General features: G+C 36.7%; 9 protein-coding genes. 6 read left to right on the top strand and 3 right to left on the bottom strand.

Going from position 1 to position 18648, the window contains the following annotated elements; genetic code table 11:
- Window positions 1-98 precede the first annotated feature (98 nt).
- The 3 genes from IR173_RS17400 to IR173_RS17390 all read right to left on the bottom strand — a co-directional run bounded on the left by IR173_RS17400 (window position 99) and on the right by IR173_RS17390 (window position 6661).
- A complete protein-coding gene (locus tag IR173_RS17400; RefSeq protein ID WP_237040780.1) occupies window positions 99-1589 on the bottom strand; it encodes a RagB/SusD family nutrient uptake outer membrane protein in 1491 nt (496 codons plus the stop codon).
- A 29-nt stretch (window positions 1590-1618) separates the two neighbouring features.
- A complete protein-coding gene (locus IR173_RS17395; protein ID WP_317207948.1) occupies window positions 1619-4459 on the bottom strand; it encodes a SusC/RagA family TonB-linked outer membrane protein in 2841 nt (946 codons plus the stop codon).
- 1035 nt (window positions 4460-5494) lie between these two features.
- Window positions 5495-6661 carry a site-specific integrase gene (locus tag IR173_RS17390; protein WP_237040778.1) on the bottom strand — a complete coding sequence of 389 codons (1167 nt, stop codon included), beginning with the start codon at window positions 6659-6661 and terminating at the stop codon, window positions 5495-5497.
- A 387-nt stretch (window positions 6662-7048) separates the two neighbouring features.
- Between IR173_RS17390 and IR173_RS17385 the strand changes: the two genes are divergently transcribed.
- From IR173_RS17385 to IR173_RS17360, 6 genes are all read left to right on the top strand, one after another.
- Complete coding sequence (locus IR173_RS17385) at window positions 7049-9988, top strand: SusC/RagA family TonB-linked outer membrane protein (protein WP_237040777.1); 2940 nt, start codon at window positions 7049-7051, stop codon at window positions 9986-9988.
- A gap of 11 nt (window positions 9989-9999) precedes the next feature.
- A complete protein-coding gene (locus IR173_RS17380; RefSeq protein ID WP_237040776.1) occupies window positions 10000-11463 on the top strand; it encodes a RagB/SusD family nutrient uptake outer membrane protein in 1464 nt (487 codons plus the stop codon).
- A gap of 375 nt (window positions 11464-11838) precedes the next feature.
- Window positions 11839-12975 carry an AAA family ATPase gene (locus tag IR173_RS17375; protein ID WP_237040775.1) on the top strand — a complete coding sequence of 379 codons (1137 nt, stop codon included), beginning with the start codon at window positions 11839-11841 and terminating at the stop codon, window positions 12973-12975.
- A 193-nt stretch (window positions 12976-13168) separates the two neighbouring features.
- A complete protein-coding gene (locus IR173_RS17370; RefSeq protein ID WP_237040774.1) occupies window positions 13169-16054 on the top strand; it encodes a SusC/RagA family TonB-linked outer membrane protein in 2886 nt (961 codons plus the stop codon).
- On the top strand, window positions 16051-17592 hold the full coding sequence (locus IR173_RS17365; protein ID WP_237040773.1) for a RagB/SusD family nutrient uptake outer membrane protein: 1542 nt from the start codon (window positions 16051-16053) through the stop codon (window positions 17590-17592). The genes IR173_RS17370 and IR173_RS17365 overlap by 4 nt, the downstream gene beginning before the upstream one ends.
- A gap of 25 nt (window positions 17593-17617) precedes the next feature.
- Window positions 17618-18421: a hypothetical protein gene (locus tag IR173_RS17360; protein ID WP_237040772.1), complete on the top strand. Its 804-nt coding sequence runs from the start codon at window positions 17618-17620 to the stop codon at window positions 18419-18421.
- The last annotated feature ends 227 nt before the right edge of the window (window positions 18422-18648 follow it).

The raw sequence follows: 18648 nt of genomic DNA, 5'->3' as shown, positions 1-18648 counted from the left end.
TGGTATTTTACTAAATTAACCCTTATAATATTTTTACGTATAAAATAGAAAAGCCGCATTTTTCTGATGCGGCTTTAATTTTAGTTATTAATACTTAGTTAATAACCAGGGTTTTGTTCTGCTTTTAAATTCGGATTGACATTTACTTCGTCTGCCGGAATGGGTAATAAAGATCGGAAGTAAGTTCTGTCGAATCTAGCCGATTCATTGATTAATGAATAATGGAAACCTTTGTCAATATCATTAGTATAACGAACGATTGTTTCATTGTTTCTCATTGCGTCAAAAAAACGATGTCCTTCACCTACGAACTCCTTTCTGTTTTCCAGCATGATACGCTCTACAGTAGCTTCACTTTCAGTGATAGCAGTTGCGGTCGGATTAGCACGAAGGACTATTTTATTTAAATATGCGGCTGCTTTAGAACCATTACTCATTTTAGCCGCAGCTTCGGCTGCAATCAGGTAAACCTCAGACAAACGCATGATAGGAAGACTGTTTAAACGCATTTCACCACTGGATGGATCTGCGGGGAATTTGTTGACAAATATTTTAGCATTTCCAAATTCTTTCATCAAATCTTCATCACTTTGTGCTGGAATCAAGATATTGTTTCTTACATCATCAGGATCTTCTTCCATTAAGGCTAAGAATGATTTAGTTGCAATAAAATCGGCATAACCATCTTCATTCATCAGATAAGCAATACCTTCACGGTCAGTCCAGTCATCTTCACTCTTGTTCACCAGCTCGAAAATCATTTCCTTGCGTCCACTATCCGATGTAGTCCATCCATTGACATATTCTCCATTAGTCCATAATTCATAAGGAGAATTTTTGATAACATCTTCGGCTTGTGTCAAAGCATTGGCATTATCTCCTTTATACAAATATACCTTCGCCAGCAAAGCTTTCGCAAACCATTTGTTTACATAGCCATAATTCTTCTTGTCAGCAAGGCCGCCTGAAGATAGAGCATCTTCCAAATCCTGCAATATTTGGGTATAAACCTCAGCTACACTACTTCTTGATGGCAGTTCATCCATAGCCAATGGACTTGTGACTACAGGAACTCCTTTGGAAGCTCCGTTATCCATTGTATAAGGATTAGCATAAATTCGACATAAATCAAAGTGTACCAAAGCTCTTATAGTGAGGGCTTCGGCCTTTAAATTAGCCAATTGCTCGGCAGTAGCATCTTCCACTTTATTTTGTTCAACAGCTTCCAATAATCGGTTCGCTCTACGAATTACATTGTAGGGAACAGACCACATATTAGGAGCGTTATCAAGTGTGTAACGCATTTCATAACAGGAAGAAGAACGCATACCTTGAGCTCTTGCCTGCATATCATCCCCACGTACATCGCCATAATAAAACATTCTGGCTCCGTAATAACTAACACGGCTAGAATTACCTTGCAGACCATCATACACACCGGTTAAAGCAACAGTTGCAGCTTTATAGTTATTGATAGCATCATCTGCTGGTACAGAATCGCTAGGAACAGTATTCAGCCAATCGTTCCCACACGATGTCAATGCAACCAGTGAAAGAGAGATTGCTATTGATTTACATATATTTCTCATAATTCTTTTACTTTTTAAAATGATAATGATTAGAATCCTATTTCAATACCGAATGTCACCGTTCTTAAAGCAGGGGTTTCAAATGTTACTATACCGTTAGCTGGAACTTCTGGATCTACATACAAATCACCAGATTTGATTGTGAATAAGTTGTTGGCAGAAGCATAAGCTCTAACCTTGTTCAATCCCAATCTTTTGATACAGTTTTGAGGAATAGTGAATCCTAAAGTAACATTTTTCAGGCGTACATGGTTTGTGGAAAGCATCCAGCGTGAAGAACTGACAGCAGAGTTTCCATAAACGAATTGGGGTAATTTAGCATGATCACCCGGCTTCTGCCACATATCTTCTGTCTTCCAATAATCAGGAACATTACCAAGATAATGATATGTACCACCATTAGACTGAATCCAGTTGGCTCTATCGAAAGCATGGCCTCCGAATGAGTAAGTGAATGTTAAATTCAAATCGATAAATTTCCAACTGATATAGTTGGACAAACCACCTTGAACAGTGGGCTCTACATTTCCGATAATTACTTTTTCGGCTTCTGCATAATTGGTTGTTGTTTTGCGTGCATTTTCAGTTCCATCATTGATATAATATGATTCCTTACCAGTTTCGGGATCTACACCCGCATATTCATAGGCATAAAATGAATAAAATGATTCTCCCACACGGTGAATTAATTGTGAATAATCAGTATCCATCATTTCAGTCTGATTACCGTCAAGTTTTGTCAATTTGTTTTTGTTGTGAGAGATATTAAAGGATGTAGTCCAAAACCAATCCTTGGTAGATAGATTAGTGGATTTGAGTTCCAATTCAAAACCTCTATTTCTCATAGAACCTACATTCTTTAGAATACTACCCAAGCCGGTAGTAAGTGAAATGGGTTGGTCTAACAACAAATCCTTTGTTTCACGATTATACCAATCAAATGAAACAGAAAGCTTATTCCACAAGTTCAGGTCAAAACCAATGTTTGTAGCATAATTCTTTTCCCATTTCAATTCAGGATTAGTCAAACGTGTTTCGGCAGATCCCGGTTTCCCATTATAGTTGTAGCCATATTCATAAACGCCCATATATCCATAGTAATCAGTTGGCTGAGTACCATTTACACCATAAGAGGCACGTATTTTGGCATCTGTAATCACATCTTTCAATGATTCCATAAATGCTTCTTGAGTAAGTCTCCATGAACCGGATACAGACCAGAAGTTACCCCAACGGCTGTCTGCAGCCAAACGGGAGCTGCCGTCACGTCTGAAGCTTGCACTGAAATAATATTTATGATCATAGTCATAGTTTAAACGTCCCAATACCGAAGTCATGCGATATTTTGATTTATAACTGCTTGAACGAGTTGTTGCAGCATTGGTAATTTCTTCCAAATATCCCGGATAATCACTACCGTTTGAATAAGTATAATCCAACGTATAGTCCTCTGTTTCAAAACCTACCAAAGCATCAATAGAATGTTTTTCGGCTATTGTTTTGTCATAAGTCAGCTGGGTCTGACTCGTCCACTTTTCACGATTCATCATATAACGTTGATATACCCCGTTAGAAGAGCGACCGTCATTAGAACGCGGATCCCACCAAACGCGATTATTTGATTGGTTGAAATCATAGTTGAATACTTCCTTCAAACGCAAGTTATCCCAAATATTCCATGTAGCCGAAACTGTATTCAATGAACGGTTAATCGTATTTCTATCATAATTGTAGTCCATTGTTTTTACGATATTAGCTCCATTCAAAGCAGGGAAAGTCGTACTGTACGAACCGTCTTCATTGTATGGGAAAGTTGAAGGAGAAGCAGTCATGGCTGCACACATAATAGGACTAGCAAAACTTGTACCTTCACTGTTTTGATTTTGATTTGTCTTGGCAAACATTGTACTGAAATCAAAAGTAAAGCGACCTGCCGTATGGGTTAAATTGGCACGACCGGTAAATCTTTCATAACTGGAATTTTGAGTTAAACCCTCCTGGTTGGTATAAGACAATGAGGCATAGAATTTAGTCCTGTCATTACCACCCTGTGCATTGAACTCATAATTTTGATGAGAACCGTTTCTGAACAATACATCTTTCCAATCTGTATATCCGCTCCAAGGTTCTGCAGCATATTTGTCAATTTGGCTGTCTGCAAATGCAACAGCTTCACTCTCTGTCTTTCCACCGTTCAAATAATAATTTTTAAATCCGGTATATAGTAAGTTTCTTCTGTCGGCACCATTTAACACCGGACGGTAATTAATAGCCATATCAGAGAACCCCCAGTCAGATTTAGCATTGAAAACTGTTTTTCCTGAGGCTCCTTTTTTAGTTGTAATTACAATAACTCCATTGGCTGCACGTGAACCATACAGAGAGGCCGCTGCTGCATCTTTAATAACAGTCATGGATTCGATATCATTACTGTTCAGAGTCGACAACATACTTGAACCTGCTTGAGAATAAGAGAAACCACTGGCATCTCCGGAATACATGGGAACTCCGTCAATTACATATAGAGGTTCATTGCTGGCATTAATTGAACCTAACCCACGAATACGGATAGATTCTACTGCACCGGGTTGTCCTGAAGTGGATGTAATTTGTACTCCGGAAACACCACCGGCAAGTTTGCTTGATACACTTAATGCCGGAACGTCCTGTAGCTTCTCAGTACTCATATTTGATGCAGCTCCTGTAAATGAAGTCTTTTTAAAAGTACCATATCCTGTAACTACGACCTCTTCAAGTACTTCTGTATCCGACTTTAATGTCACGTTCAAAGTTGGTTTTATCGCCACTTCCTGAGACTTCATACCAATAAACGAAATTACCAGAGTTTTTGCAGAACTAAAATTATATATAACACATTGATAATTAACCAATTATTAATATTGCCGTATGATGCCTATATCCACTGAATACTGCTGTGGCATTATAATCAATAGACAATTCCTACCTTCATTCTACCATGAAATAAGATTGTATTGGTGGCGTTTAACTAAATTAGCCTTATAATATTCAGTAGATGATATGAATCAGATTATAAAAGTTTTGTATCACAACAGACGGAACCTGACACAATGACATATATACGTGCAGGCTTATGCGTACGTACGTGTAGCCCGATGCGTATATACGTGTGGGCTGATGCCACCGTATGTGTAGACCGATGCCACCGTATGTGTGAAGTGTTTTAAAAATATACAGCCCACACCGAATGTCGCAAAAAGACCTTTGTGTTTTCAAAAAAGCTCGTTATGTTTTCAAAAAAGCTCGTTATGTTTTCAAAAAACTTCAGCACCTTTTTAAAAAAGCTCGGCATGTTTTTAATGTAAGGGCAGATGGGATTATCCCCCCCCCTCATAAAGTCGGTCATTCCTTCTTGTCCGTTCATCCTTACATTTTAAATTTAATACACTGACGAACAACCGGTTAAAGATGACAGCACATCCCCTCATCCTCCCTTCATCCGTGCTTTCCAAGTCCCTTCACAATCTGCCTTCAGTATTTATCCTACCAGAAGGAATTTTACAGATGAAAGGAGGCTGAAAGGGCGGTGATGGGATGCCCATTCACTACCGTAATCCCCACCAACAGGACGTTTTAACGACTAATGAAAGGAGGAAGGAAGAATCGTATTTTTACTTGTGGAGCAAAAAAAACACAGTTGGTTTTTATGGTTTCAGCCATCGTGTAGCAAGTCATTTACTAAAATGGAATCATCCATTCCTTTGACCTTACCAAAGCAAGTATGCATAATGTTTGCAGAGGAAAAATCTGTCACACATAAAAGTACAAATACTCGAAGAGCCTTTCTTTGTGTGACAGATAAGAGAGGTGATTGTTCTACTTATTTTCTACCTGGTCCGGCAGTACAATCAATATGTCAGCAATATTCAATCTTTTCCTTTCTGACACTTTTTCAAATCACGAACAATGGTACTACCCATTACTTCACCATAAATCTGGGTTCTAGTCAGATTTTTATGTCCCAACAGTTTCTGTACAGTTGTTATATTAGCCCCCTTATATATTAATAAGGTAGCATTGGTGTGTCGGGCTGTATGAAATGAAAAGTGCTTGTCTATATTTGCCAATTTACCGATACGAATTAATTCTTTGTTAACATTGGAATTACTTTTCAGCGAGAAAAAAGTATTCCACTGGTTTTGATATTTATAAAGTATGTTCAAAGCTTTTCCGCCAAATAGTAGGTTTAAAGGAAGCTTAACCTCAATACCTGTTTTTACAGAATTGAATATCAGCCACAGTTCTCTGTCTATTTTAACAATATTCTTCTCAGTTAAATTGGTAAAATCCGAATAACGCAATCCAGTATAACAACAGAATAAAAATGCGTCTAATGTATGTTGGAAATGTATATCTCGATTCATCAAAGACAGCTCTTCTAATCTTTTCATTTCATCAGGCAAAAGAAATACATGTTTTCCCTCTTTCATTTTAATTTTATATCTTCTGAAAGCATAATCATTTAAATCGATATATCCTTTATTTATTGCTGCATTAACGAACGATTTCAAATGTTTCATGTGTTTCGCTACAGTATTCATCTGATAACCGGCGTCATACAAATACTTCTCAAAACTAGTTATAAAATTGTAGTTCAAATCTTTAAACTCTATTGATGGTTTAAATGATTGGAGCAACCCAATAGTCGTTAAATGATTTTGCTTGGTACTGTCCTTTAATTGAGATGCATCTATTTCTTTACGCGCAAAGCTTAAGAATGAAACATCTGTACTGTTTTTGAATTCATCCTTTATAAGATTTAATGTGATAATCTTACCTTGCCTCCACAAAGACAGTTCTTTTCTTTCTAGCTCAATTATAAACTCTTTAAGCATTCCATTAAGCGCATCCTGATTGGGATGGTCTTTGATAATTTTCTTTTTTACATCCCATTGTTCTGGACGTAAATAGATGTGGGTAGAAAAGTAGATCTTCTTCTTGTTGAGGTAAGCTTCTACTTGAACCAGAGCCGTTCCTCTGGAATTTAAACATTTTTTCCGGTTGTAAACAGGACGATAACTAATCTTTCTCATAATTCTTAGTTCTAAAATTGAAATACTATAATTCTATGATAAGACGTAAAGTGAACACTAAAAAAGCATTTGAAGATATTTTTGTTCTTTTCTTTATATAAACTTAGAAAGATAGCCTTCATATGTTAACAATTATAAGTTAACAGACCTTTAAAACTCAAGTTGCAGATTGAAAGTCGTCTTATTGCATATATTAAAAACTCGAATAAATATGAAGTGAATTTTCATTTTTTGTGAGATAAAAGTGCCTAAAAGCATAATAATAGAGGAGAAACTTGTGATTTTTACCATTATTTGTTTGATTTTACAATTTTATTCATACCTTTGCCAATTGTTAGAGTGAATGAATTTATATTAATCTAAAGTTAAACTTTAAGAGAGAATTTTATGAAAAGAAAATTTATGCTGTTATTGACCTGCCTTTTTATAGGTATAGGTCTGGTAACCGCTCAGGTCACGAAGGTAACAGGTACTGTTATCTCGGAAGAGGACGGATTACCCGTAGTTGGCGCCTCTATTTTAGTAAAAGGTACTGCTGTAGGTACTGTTACTGATATGGATGGTAAATTTCAATTACCAAATGTACCAAGTTCTGCAAAAACTTTGGTAATTTCGTTTATAGGTATGAAGTCTCAGGAATTACCTATAAAACAGACTATGAATATCGTACTAAAACCTGATACAGAAACACTTGAAGAAGTTGTCGTTTTAGGTTATGGTAGCGGCAAAAAGATTGGCAGTATTGTCGGTTCTGTTGCAAAAGTAAACTCAGAAAAATTATCTGCAAAACCTGTAGCTAATGCTATGGATGCTTTACAGGGGCAGGTTTCAGGTTTACAAGTTTATACTAGTTCTGGTGAGCCAGGCTCTAGCTCTAGTTCATACATTAGAGGTGTAGGCTCTTTAACTGCAGATAACGAACCGTTATATGTATTGGACGGAACTCCGGTTAGTTCAAGTGTCATGGTAATGATGAATCCGAATGACTTTGAAAGCGTTACTGTATTGAAAGATGCTTCGGCAACTTCTATTTACGGTTCACGTGCTGCTAACGGTGTTATCTATATTACTACAAAGAGAGGAAGAATTGGCGAAAAGGCTGTGATTACAGCGTCCGGTAATTATGGTACTGCCAGATTAGCACGAAGAGTAAGCAATCCAATGAATTCGACAGAATTGCTTGGCTATCAGTTGTCGCATGGTATCATCAAACAGGAAACTTATGATAAGTATATCAATTCGGGCATCGACACCAATTGGCAGGATTATTTCTTCAAAGATGATGCGCCAACTTATCAAGCCAACTTATCCATCCAAGGCGGTAGCGATAAAACTACATATTATGTATCCGGTTCATACTATTATCAAGATGGTATAACTCCCCGCTCGGAATATAATAGATATACATTCCGGTCTAATTTGGAGTCAAGACCAACAGATTGGTTGCGTTTTGGTGTAAATTTCGGTGCGACTTATGATGAACAACAAACTTCACTGTTTACATATCAAGGCTCAAATAGCCTGAATGGTGGTATCTTTGGTACCATTTTGAACCCTACTTATTATAATCCTTATGGAGAAGACGGTTCTAAACTGGAAGTTATTCCAGGCCTAAACAGATATAGTCCATATTATTTGTCTGACAAACAACCTTCATCTTCAAACACAGCGCAATTGGATGGTACTGCTTTCCTTCAATTGAATCCCATTGAAGGCTTGACTATACGTTCTCAGTTTGGTATAGAAGCTTATGATTTCAGACAAACTTCTAAACGTTTAGCTTCACATCCTAATGCTACTCAGGGAGGATATACTTATGAGGGATTTAGAAGAAATGCTAAATTGACAATCACCAATACAGCCGAATACAACTTCAAGATTAAAGATGAACATGATTTTACAATCTTGATTGGTCAAGAAGGAATTAAAAATGATTATCAACGTTTTGCTTCAGAGACAACAGGACAAAGCGATGACCGCTTAAGTATGTTGGAAGCCGGTACAGTAGCTACTTTATTGGGAGCTGATGAAAATGATCTCTATACTTATCAATTCCTATCATTCTTCGGACGTATCAACTATGCTTTAAATGATAAGTACTTTGCAGACTTTTCTATTCGCAACGATGCTTCTTCTCGTTTTGGTAAAAATAATAGAAATGCCATTTTTATGTCGGGAGGTTTGATGTGGAATATGAAGAAAGAGAGTTTCTTAGAGGATGTAAACTTTCTGTCTGATTTAAAACTAAAAGCCAGCATTGGTACTACTGGTAACTCTTCTATCGGCAACTATGAACATTTGGCATTAGTAGGAACTAATCTATATAATGCACAAGGAGGTTGGAAAATCAATACTCCCGGTAATGGAGATTTGGGATGGGAAAAGCAAACCCTGACTAATATAGGAGTGGAAGCCAGCTTCTGGAATAAATACCGCATTGAACTGACTTATTACAACAAGAAGACTTCTAACATGTTAATGGATGTACCTGTACCTTATACTTCCGGTTTCAGTTCTATTACTCAAAATGTGGGTTCAATGACCAACTCTGGTGTTGAAATAGCAATTTCACTTGATTTGCTGAAGACAAAAGACTGGTTTGTTGGGTTTAATATGAACTATGCATATAATAAGAATAAGATTACTGAGTTATTTTATGGCTATGATGAATGGGCTATGCCTAATTATCTGGTATCATACAATGTCGGTGAACCTGTACAATATTATATGGCTAAATGGGCCGGAGTAGACCCTGCTGACGGTCAGCAAATGTGGTATGTGCCGGGAACTGACGGTGAGACAACCAAAGAATATGATGAAGAACTACTTCAGCAAGCCACCGGTAAAAAACGTTATGCACCTCATAATGGTGGTTTTGGATTAAATGTATCTTGGAAGGGCCTGAGCCTAAATGCTGATTTTGCCTGGGTGTTAGGAAAATATATGGTAAACAATGACTATTATTTTGCTGCAAACCCTTATAATTTTGCCGGATATAACCAATCAAAAGACGTTCTGAACGAATGGAAAGAACCGGGGGATGTTACTGATATTCCTGCTTTTGGAAATGTCATGCAATTTGATACCCACTTATTGGAGAATGCTTCATTCTTACGTTTGAAAAATATTTCATTGTCATACACTTTGCCTAAAAATTGGTTATTGCCAACCAAAGTAATACAAGGAGTAAGAATAATGGCTACAGCACGTAACTTGTTTACTATAACAAATTATAAGGGAGCAGATCCTGAGTTGGATACTAATTTGACTTACGGTGCTTATCCTAATACAAAGCAATTTACAATTGGTGCTGAATTAACATTCTAAATATTTAAATTATGATACGTAAAATATTCAAAACTATAATATTGTCGTCATCTCTTGTCTTAACAGTGACATCGTGTGACTTAGACCAATATCCTAATGATAGTATTTCTACGGAGACATCTTGGGAAACTGTAGATGATGCGGTTAAATTCCGTAATGGTATTTATTCTTACTTTAAGTCTATCAATGGAGGAATCTATACCTATACTGCAGACCAGCAGTCAGATTTGTTCAATGCAACAATCTCTTACTCTAACCGTGGGGGAGATATGCATCGTTGGGACTTTACGGCAGCTCAATATGATATTGAGGATATTTGGCAATATAATTATTATACAATTAATAATTGCAATAATATTATAACCAATATCGATAAAATAGCAGCCGAAAATGAAGAAGACAAAGCAACTCTTAACATGATTAAAGGCGAGGCCTATTTAATGCGTGCCATTTGTTATAATACATTGGTGACTCGCTTTGCCAGTGATTATGAACCGGCAACGGCAGCATCGGCTAAAGGTCTGCCATTGGTTCTTGAGATGGATCCTCAAGGAAAGCCGTCTCGCTCTTCATTGGAAGATACTTATAAACAAATAAAACAGGATATTAAAGAGGCACGTGCTAATTTGACTACTAAAGGAGAAGCTAATTCTGTTTACTTTACAGTAGATGTAATTGATGCCATTGAAGCACGTGTTGATTTGTATATGCATAATTATGGTGAAGCTGTCACATTAGCAAAAGGACTGATTGATAAATATCCTTTGGTTACAGATGCAACAGTATTTAGCAGTATGTGGTTGAATGACGAAAGCTCTGAAATTATCTTTAAGTCATTCCAATCTGTAGACGAACGTGCCAATGCCATGACACTATACTTATCTTACAGTACGGCAACTGAAAGTTTTAGCCCGGATTTTGTTCCTGCAAAATGGGTGTTGGATCTTTATGAGGATGGGGATATCAGAAAAGAAGTGTATTATCGCAAGGATAAAATTACTTGCCTTGAAACAACAGTCAATGATGTTTATATGCTCAATAAGTACCCCGGTAATCCTAAACTCAAAAAATCAGAGTATGAATATTATCAAATGCCGAAAGTATTCCGTGTAGCCGAAGCATATTTAATCGCTGCTGAAGCTTCGTATCAAGCTAATGATGAAGTAAATGCCCTGAAATACTTAAATGATTTGAGAACTCAACGTGGTGCGAGTACAGTTACTGCAACAGGTAACGCTTTGTTTAAAGAAATAAAGAATGAATGGATTCGTGAGTTTGTTGGTGAAGGCCAGCGAATGAATGATTTAAAAAGATGGCATGATAGTATCCAGCGCCATGATTCGCAGAACCCAGCTATCTTAATGAGCGGATCTGATTATACAGAGCTTACTAAGGATGCTTCTGACAAACGTTTCTTGTGGGAGATTCCCAATAATGATATGAATGCTAATTCTAATATAGAAGGTAATTGGTAATATAAAGAAAACAAATTACTCACTAACTTTAAAAAAGGGAGTGTCAAAACTAAACCGGCCTATCCAATCGCCAGCTGTAGGGGCAGGGTTTGCCTGCCCGAAGACACAAAGTAAACTGTTTTCGGGCGAGCGAACCTCGCCCCTACGAACGAAACGACAGCATTGTCCACGTTTTGACACAACCCCCTTTTATTCTTTGCCAAAGCGAATCAAGATCAAACAGTTGTACACGGAAAAGTGTATTGGGATAGCATACAATGAAATCATTTGATTTGAAATCGATTGATTTGAAATCAAATGATTCTAAAAAATCCTTTTATATTTGTTATTCCTTTTTCTTTCATCTATCTTTGTTGAAACTAATAGACGAATAGTATGGAAGCTCCTTTTGTATATGGCCGGATAGCAGAAAAAGAAAACTTTACGGATAGACTGCAGGAAACCGAATTGTTGATACAGAACTTCAACAATCTGATTAATACAATTATCATATCTCCGCGCAGATGGGGAAAAACATCTTTGGTTCATAAAGCCGCGCAGCGTTTGGAGCTCGCGGACAAGAATATACATATTTGTCAAATAGACATCTTCAACTGCCGTACAGAAGAACAATTCTATAAAATCTACGCGAATACTATATTGAAAGCCGGCACCAGTGCATGGGACGATTTTATAGCAGCCGCCAAAAAGTATCTAGGCAAGTTCATTCCCCTTGTTTCATTGTCCGATGGCAGTCAGAGTTATGAATTCTCCTTTGGAATAGACTTTAGAGATACTAAATTCTCCTATGATGAGATTCTTGATTTGCCGGAAGTGATGGCTAAGGAAACAGGAAAGAAATTTATCGTTTGCATTGATGAATTTCAAAATATAAATGAATATGAGGATCCATTGGGATTCCAACGCAAACTCCGTTCGCACTGGCAAAAGCATACTTCTGTAGGCTATTGTTTATATGGAAGTAAAAGACACATGTTACTGAATATCTTCAATAATTATGAGATGCCTTTTTATAAATTTGGAGATGTGCTTTTCTTGCAGAAAATCAAAGAGAAAGATTGGACTGAATTTATATCAAAACGTTTTTCTGATACTAAAAAAAGTATCTCCGACAATTTGTGTGCTAATATAGTGGAATTAACCAAAGGTCATCCGTATTATACCCAACAACTGAGCCAGCAGGTATGGTTGCGTACAGCTAAGAATTGTTCTCAGCAAATTATCGAGGAAGCTTTTCAGGGCCTTGTCGGGCAGTTAAGTTTGTTGTTTACCAATATATTGGATTCTTTAACTCCGAAACAAATCAGTTTTTTAATAGCTGTTGCCAATCAAGAGTCAAATTTTTCTTCAAAAGCGGTTTTGGCCAAATATCAGTTAGGCACTTCCGCCAATATAAAGAATTTAAAGAAAGCGACTTTAGAGAAAGACCTGATTGATATACTTCCTGAAGAGAAAATAGAAATGCAAGATCCTATCTTTGAATATTGGCTTAAAAATATATATAGCAAATAATTTCTTTTTGCAGCAACTCTAAATAAAAGGGATTGATGGTAGAATCCGGGTAGAAAACATTTCATAATATTGCTGTTTAAAGGTATTATAAAGGAGGGATGAAACTTTATTCAGAAAAAAGCAAAGCATTAAATATCAATGAGATATGCGTTGCTTTAGTTCTGCAAAGACTTTGGTAATTTCGTTCATAGGTATGAAGTCTCAGGAAGTGGCGATTAAGCCTAACTTGAATATTACATTAAAACCTGATACTGAGACCCTTGAAGAAGTAGTCGTAGTTGCGTATGGTACGGCTAAGAAGTCTTCTTTTACAGGTTCTGCTGCCACTATAAAAGCGGACAAAATAACAAAACAACAAAATTCAAATGTTTCAAAAGCCTTGGAAGGAGCTGTATCTGGTGTGCAAATTACCTCTAGTACAGGTCAACCGGGTAGTGAAGCAAGTATTTTTGTACGTGGTATTGGTTCAATTAGCGCTTCAAAAAAACCATTGATTGTCGTGGACGGTGTGCCATATGAAGGCTCATTGAACTCTATCAATAATGCTGATATTGAGTCTATGACAGTATTGAAAGATGCTGCAGCCAACTCTCTGTATGGTGCCCGTGGTGCCAATGGTGTAGTTATGATTACTACTAAAAAAGGCATTAATGGTAAAACTACAGTTTCATTAGATGCCAAATGGGGAGTTAACTCTCGTGGTGTAAAGGCATATAAAACAATTCGTGATGCTGGTCAGTATTATGAAATGTTCTGGGAAGCTTTAAAGAATGCCAATATTTCAACAGGTATGGGACAAGCTGCTGCAGCTTGGGATGCTTCACAAAATTTGGTAGCCTCATTGGGTGGTTATAATGTTTATGATGTTGCAAATAACCAATTAATAGATCCGACTACTGGGCGTCTTAATCCTAATGCCCGCCAACTTTATTCTGAGGATTGGCAAGAAGACCCTTTTAAAAATGGCTTGCGTCAAGAATATAATATATCTATAAAAGGAGGTTCTGAAAAGACTTCTTTCTATGCATCTTTAAATTATCTTGATGATGATTCTTATCTTCGTAATTCTAATTTCAAAAGATATACAGGACGTTTAAAGGTTGATAATCAAACAACAAGTTGGTTGAAAACCGGATTTAATATGGCCTATGCTCAAACAACTACTAATTCTCCTAATGTCGGTGGTTCCAATTACTCGTCTTTGTTCTTTTTTGGACAGAATATTGCACCAATCTATCCTATCTATCGTCATGATGCCGAGGGTAATATGATTTATGATAGTAATGGTAATCCGGCGTATGACTATGGAGTAACAGACGGACATACGCGTCCTTATGGAGCTAATGCCAACCCATATGCACAGTTAGTGAATGATATACGTGAGTATACATATGATATTATTTCCGCTAAAGCATATGCTGAAGTTAAATTTTTAAAAGACTTCAAATTTACTTTCAATTTGAGTGCAGATAATATGAATCTAACGCAAGTTGATTTTCAAACTCCTATTGGTGGAGATGCTTTAAATGTGAATGGACGTAGCTATCGTTATGCTCAGCGTTATTTTGCATTAAATACTAATCAATTGCTGACTTATGAAAAAGATTTTGGAGATCATCATATTGATGTATTATTAGGTCATGAAGTTAAATCAGATAAGCTTACTTATTTGATGGCTATGAAGGAACAATTTTTAATTCCTAACAACCCTGAGCTGTCGAATGGAGCTTCTCTGAAAAATGCAACTTCTTATACTAATAAATATAATTTGGAAGGCTTCTTCTCACGTTTGCAATATGACTATAGAGACCGTTATTATCTGACAGCATCTTATCGTCGAGATGCTTCTTCTCATTTTCATCCGGATAATCGATGGGGTAGTTTTTGGTCTGTCGGTGCCTCTTGGCGTATTAGCGAAGAAAACTTTATGAAAGAGATAGATTTCGTGAACAACATTAAGTTAAAGGCCAGCTATGGTACGCAAGGTAATGATAATTTGGGTAATTCAACTCCTTACTTAGATCAATACGAAGTTGTACCGCAAGATGGTGCAATCGGTATTAATTATACATGGCGCGGTAATAAAGATTTGACTTGGGAGAAAAGTAATAATTTTAATGTCGGAATCGAATTTGGATTATGGGATAGACTAACAGGAAATATAGAATATTTCATCAAAGAAACCAAAGATTTGCTTTTCTATCAGGCAATGCCTCCTTCAGCCGGTTTACCGGGTACCAAAGCTGTTAATGATATGTCAATGAGAAATAATGGTTTCGAAGTGGAATTAGGCGTTAAGATTATTAATACAAATAATTTCAAATGGAATATCGATGCTAACATCACTAAGTATAAGAATACGGTTACTAAATTAGCAAAAGGCAAAGACCCCGATGGTTATTATACCGGTTCATGGTGGAGAAAAGAAGGTGGCAGTCTGTATGATTGGTATACTTACAAATATGCAGGAGTAGATCCTGCTAATGGTGATGCATTATATTATGTAGATCAAGAAGATGAAAATGGTAATATTGTCATGGGCACAACAAATGATCCAAATAAGGCAACTCGTTATCAGATAGGAAAGTCTGCCATCCCTACATTCTATGGTGGTTTATCTACTACAGTAGAAGCATATGGATTTGATTTAAGTATTGCAACTGCGTTCCAAGGGGGTGGTTATTTAATGGATAGTGGCTACTCTGCATTGATGGCTGGTGGTACTGCCGGAACAAACTGGTCTCCTGATATCTTTAAACGTTGGACACCAAGTAATCCCAATACAGATGTTCCTCGTGTTCAGCAAGGCTATCTACATGCAAATCAGAGTTCAGACCGTTTCTTGACTAAAAATGATTATTTCAGTTTAAAGAATATAACATTAGGTTATACTTTGCCTAAAGCATGGACTAATAGATTAGCTATTCAATCATTACGTGTGTATGCATCTGGGGATAATCTTTGGTTGTCTTCCAAACGTACAGGACTTGATCCAAGACAGGCTATTGACGGTTCATTGAAAGACGCTGCATACTCGGCTATTAGAACCATTTCTTTTGGTATTAGTATGAACTTATGATAAAAATAAAACATATGAAGTCATTAAAAATAACAGCGATATCTATGCTTACCGCAGCTTTAACTTTATCATCCTGCGGTGAAGATTATATAACAGTTGACCCTACGAGTGTGGCAACTGGAGAGCAGATTGATGATCTTGCTACCAAAAACCCGGACAAACTAATGATAGTTATTGATCCATTGTTGGCCGGTATGTACAATTATATGAATCAATATAATACACAGGGAAGCTCTGGTACTGTGCATAATGATTTTGGACTTACTTCATTCTTCCATTTAGGTGATGTAATGACAGATGACTTAGCTTTTGAAGTACAAGGCTCTGGTTGGTTTACTTTCGATTATCAATTCCAATATCGGGGAGAACAATACATTCGTACATTTATGTATTGGAATTTCTTCTATACGTTAATTAATAAATCTAATGATATTATTAGCAAGATATCAGAAGGAGCTGAAAGTGCTGAAATAAATGCTGCGAAAGGACAAGCGTTAGCTATTAGAGGTATGGCTTATTATTATTTAATAAGTATGTATCAACAAACTTATTCTTCTTTGCCTGATCCGGCAACAGCTTTAGGAGTACCTCTTATTTATACTCCTAATGAAGGTGAATCACGTTTAAATCGTGTTCCGGTGGCAGAAGTTTATGCACAGGCTGAAGCTGATTTAAAGAATGGTATTAGTCTTTTGGAAGGCTTTAAAAGAAAAGCAAAAACGAGCATAAATAAGGAAGTTGCTCAAATGTTACTCTCTCGTATTTATTTAAATATGGAGCGTTGGCAAGAAGCTGCAGATTTGGCGCATGCTGCACGGACAAACTCTGATGCACAATTAATGAGTTTATCAGAAATTGCTACCGATGGATTTAATAATATCAATAACAAAGAATGGATGTGGGGCGCAGATATTACAGGAGAAACTACCACTATGTTTGCTTCATTCTTTTCATTCCTTTGTTCCTATGACGCAGGTTACGGAGGGGCTGTTGGACAATATAGAAAAATAGATGCACGTTTGTTCAGTAATTTTTCTGAGACAGATGCACGTAGAAAACAATTTGCAAATCCTGGAGAAAAGGTTATTATAACTTATGATACAGGTGGCAGACAGGTACCTGATTATACTAATTTAAAATTTAAGAAGGTAACAGGATGGGAAGCCGATTACGTTTTTATGCGTTTGTCTGAAGCTTATCTGACAGAAGCGGAAGCCTTGGCGCATTTGAATAAAAATGGTGAAGCAGCTTCTGTATTGAAAGAATTGATGGTTAACCGTGATCCTTCTTGGAATAAAACATCTGTAACAGTGGATGAGGTTTATACTCAACGTCGTTTGGAATTATGGGGAGAAGGTTTTTCTTTCTTTGATCACCTTCGTTTAAAAAAGGATATTATACGTAATTATGAAGGAAGTAACCATTGGGTCGGTGGTAGACTAGACTTTAAAGCCGGAGACTGGACGTTACTTTATCAGATTCCGAGACGTGAGTTCCAAGAAAATGATCAGATGGATGAATCAGAACAAAATCCATAATAACCAATGATAAAATAAGAGAATTATGAAAAAATATTTATTCTTATCTATAACTTCTCTTTTGCTTGCTTCCTTTATGGTTGCATGTGAAGATGAAGATACTCCTTCAAAATCAGATTTTGATATAGAGTATGATGCTTCAATAGCACCAACAATATCTACAACAGATGTTGTCGTACTTAATTTTTCAACTGTAAAGATAACCGGTTCATTAGAGGTAAAAACTGATAAAGTATTGGAAATTGGTGCAATGTTGTCTACGGACGAGCAATTTACCAATTCCATTATCTGTGCTGCAGCAGACTTAAATACTCCATTTACTGTTAATGCATCTAATTTGAATGAAAATACTACATATTATGTACGCACTTATGCCGTTACTGCGAACAGCGGAATTGTGACAAGTGAGTCGAAAACGATAAAGACTCCTGCTGCTCCGGTATATAGTATAGATGGGACATATACGGCGATTCAGTATGATGCTCAAGGCAAGGAAGAACCGGAAAGTTACAAAGTTCAGATTAATTATGTTGCAGGAAGCGAAACTTCTGTAGAAATTTTCAATATATTTAATGGTGGACAAAAAATTACAGGTACTTACAATAAGGCAGATGGAACTCTTGTTATTCCAACTGATCAAATTGTAATGCTTCATCCGTCCTATGGAGAAGTTATTATGAAAGGTGTTGATGATGCGATTGAAAATTATACAAAGACAATAAGCTGTTCGTTTACGGCTAAAGGCGGCACTTTAATTACTGGAAACTGGCAGGCTTCTTGTAGTGCGGGTTCGTTCGGGTTCTTTTATTTGAGTATGAAACATGAATAGCACTTTTTAAAAAATCATAGGTTAAGGTCATACATCCCAATGTTATTAAGTAGGGATATATGACCTTTCTATTTAATCCAATAACCAATAAACTCAATCTTATGAAACACTTCGTTCATGTCTTTCTTCTATTATCAATGTGTTTCTGTTTTCAAGCACAAGCACAGGGTCTAAAGGCCTTTAAGTTAAAAAACGGCATGTCAGTCTTTATCTGGGAGGATGCCGGC

The organism is Phocaeicola faecalis, from assembly GCF_021730445.1.
GTDB classification, from domain to species: Bacteria; Bacteroidota; Bacteroidia; order Bacteroidales; family Bacteroidaceae; genus Phocaeicola; species Phocaeicola faecalis.
This window is presented reverse-complemented; position numbering and strand designations above follow the sequence as displayed.

Coding starts and splice junctions, on each gene's coding strand:
- IR173_RS17400 (WP_237040780.1), bottom strand. CDS start 1,589: ATGAGAAATATATGTAAATCAATAGCAATCTCTCTTTCACTGGTTGCA.
- IR173_RS17390 (WP_237040778.1), bottom strand. CDS start 6,661: ATGAGAAAGATTAGTTATCGTCCTGTTTACAACCGGAAAAAATGTTTA.
- IR173_RS17385 (WP_237040777.1), top strand. CDS start 7,049: ATGAAAAGAAAATTTATGCTGTTATTGACCTGCCTTTTTATAGGTATA.
- IR173_RS17380 (WP_237040776.1), top strand. CDS start 10,000: ATGATACGTAAAATATTCAAAACTATAATATTGTCGTCATCTCTTGTC.
- IR173_RS17375 (WP_237040775.1), top strand. CDS start 11,839: ATGGAAGCTCCTTTTGTATATGGCCGGATAGCAGAAAAAGAAAACTTT.
- IR173_RS17370 (WP_237040774.1), top strand. CDS start 13,169: ATGAAGTCTCAGGAAGTGGCGATTAAGCCTAACTTGAATATTACATTA.
- IR173_RS17365 (WP_237040773.1), top strand. CDS start 16,051: ATGATAAAAATAAAACATATGAAGTCATTAAAAATAACAGCGATATCT.
- IR173_RS17360 (WP_237040772.1), top strand. CDS start 17,618: ATGAAAAAATATTTATTCTTATCTATAACTTCTCTTTTGCTTGCTTCC.